The organism is Mycolicibacter algericus DSM 45454 (assembly GCF_002086455.1).
In the GTDB taxonomy this organism is placed as follows: domain Bacteria; phylum Actinomycetota; class Actinomycetes; order Mycobacteriales; family Mycobacteriaceae; genus Mycobacterium; species Mycobacterium algericum.
Window position 1 is genome coordinate 1 of record NZ_MVHC01000067.1, and the last position, 2,210, is coordinate 2,210.

Below are 2,210 nucleotides of genomic sequence, written 5' to 3' on the forward strand. Positions count from 1 at the left end.
CACCCCAGGACCCGCCTACATCCCCAACCTCACCCGGTCAGCCGCGCCCGCCCACGCACTCCCGATCGGGAAGAGCCAGCAAACCGTCCGCGCCGTCGATCGGGGTCCCCGATTTCACTGCATCGGCGATCAGCGAATCCAGTGTGTCGGCGCTGAACGCCTCCGCCAACCGTCGGGCCGCCGTCTTGTCCTGAGCCGGCGCCTTCGTGGACTTGGTCACAAAACACTCCTTCTGTCCGCCCCAACGGCGGTCCGATGATGGACCACCTCGGACTTACACAGATGGAATGACACGCCCCGGGGTGCCGGTGGACAAGGTCCGCTACGACAACCTCAACAGCGCGGTCAAGCAGGTGTTGTTTGGGCGGTCCCGCCAGGAAAACGAACGTTGGATCGCGTTCAGATCCCACTACGGCTTCCAGGCCTGGTACTGCCAGCCCGGCCACGAAGGCAGCCATGAAAAGGGCGGCGTGGAAGGCGAAGGCGGGCGGTTTCGGCGCAACCATTGCGTGCCCATGCCGGTGGTGGATTCCATCGATGAGCTCAACGCCCTGCTGGAAGCCGCCGATGATGCTGATGACCGACGACGGGTCGCCAACCGCGCCACCAGCGTTGGCGATGACTGGACGTTTGAGAAGACGCTGCTGGCCCCGCTGCCCACCGAGCCGTTCGACACCGCATTGACGTTGACGCCGCGGGTGGACCGCTACGCCCAAGTGGCGGTGCGCTGCAACCAATACAGTGTTCCGGCCCGGTTCATCGGGCACCGGCTGCGGGTCAAGCTGTCGGCATCGACGGTGGCCATCTATGACCGCAGCACGGTCGTGGCACGCCATCAGCGTGCGGTCGGCAAGGGCGCCAAAGTCCTGGATTTGGACCACTACCTGGAGATTCTGCTGCGCAAACCCGGCGCTTTGCCCGGGGCCACCGCGCTGGCCCAGGCGCGTGCAGCAGGGGCGTTCACCACCGAGCACGAGGCGTTTTGGCAAGCGGCCCGCACCGCTCACGGCGATGCCGGCGGCACCCGCGCCCTGGTGGAGGTCTTGCTGCTGCACCGTCACCTCGACCGCGCCGCCGTGCTGGCCGGTATCACCGCCGCCCTGTCGGTCGGCTCCACCGCCAGCGACGTCGTGGCCTTGGAAGCCCGCAAAGCTACTGAACACCGCAGCGCCGTCGCCGGTGATCGGGATCGGCGGGTGGTCGTGCTCGCCGAGCACCGCCCGGCAAGCATTCCCGCCGATCAACGCCCCCTGCCGACGGTGGACCAATACGACAGCCTGCTGGGCGGACAAACCTCATGAGTGCCCGGCGTGGGGTCACCGACCAAGCCGCGACCGCAGCGATCGAACAGGGTGCGCGGATGCTGCGCCTGCCAACCATCCGCGACCGATACTCCGAGATCGCCACCGCTGCTGAGCGCGAACAATTGTCGTATCTGGGGTTTCTGGCCGAACTGGTAATTGCCGAATGTGACGACCGCACCCAGCGCCGCGCCCAACGACGCGTGCGCGACGCCGGCTTCCCCCGCCCAAAACGGTTAGAAGAGTTCACCTTTGACGCCAACCCTGCCATCAACCCCGCCGTCATCGGGCACCTGGCCACCTGCGACTGGGTCAAGCAAGGGCAGCCGCTTTGTCTGATCGGTGATTCCGGCACCGGCAAAACACACCTGCTCATCGCCCTGGGTACCTTGGCCGCCGAAGCCGGCTACCGAGTCCGCTACACCCTGGCCAGCAAACTGGTTAACGAGCTGGTCGAAGCCGCCGACGACAAGCACCTGATCAAACTGATCAACTACTACGGCCGCGTCGACCTGCTGCTGGTCGACGAGCTCGGTTACCTGCAACTCGACCGGCGCGGAGCTGAACTGCTGTTCCAAGTTCTCACCGAACGCGAGGAACGCTCCGCGATCGCCATCGCCTCCAATGAGCCCTTCTCGGCCTGGACGAAGACCTTCACCGACCCCCGGCTCTGCGCGGCCATCGTCGACCGGCTGACATTCGCCGGACAGATCATCGAGACCGGCACCACCTCCTACCGACTCGCCCACGCCCGCAACACCCGCAAACCAACCCCTACCAGTGGGGCCAGCTCAAACCGTCACACTGGGGCCACTTCGAGTTGACACAGCCACGAAGTAGGCCAGGATTTCGCGGCGCCGCTTCCAGAGACTGCGACCCAGCTGCGCCAGCTCATCGAGGCCCTTAGGT

General features: G+C 65.8%; 3 protein-coding genes. 2 read left to right on the forward strand and 1 reads right to left on the reverse strand.

What is annotated here, in order from left to right; translation table 11 throughout:
- Positions 1-37 precede the first annotated feature (37 nt).
- A complete protein-coding gene (locus tag BST10_RS22045) occupies positions 38-220 on the reverse strand; it encodes a hypothetical protein (protein WP_083040761.1) in 183 nt (60 codons plus the stop codon).
- A gap of 67 nt (positions 221-287) precedes the next feature.
- On the opposite strand from BST10_RS22045, the gene BST10_RS22050 reads away from it, so the two are divergent.
- Both BST10_RS22050 and istB read left to right on the forward strand, forming a co-directional pair.
- A complete protein-coding gene (locus tag BST10_RS22050; protein ID WP_308214911.1) occupies positions 288-1,301 on the forward strand; it encodes a Mu transposase domain-containing protein in 1,014 nt (337 codons plus the stop codon).
- The gene (gene istB / locus BST10_RS22055) at positions 1,298-2,125 is read left to right on the forward strand and encodes an IS21-like element helper ATPase IstB (RefSeq protein ID WP_083040762.1); all 828 of its coding nucleotides are present in this window, start codon (positions 1,298-1,300) and stop codon (positions 2,123-2,125) included. Before BST10_RS22050 ends, istB begins: the two co-directional genes overlap by 4 nt.
- Positions 2,126-2,210: the final 85 nt, after the last annotated feature.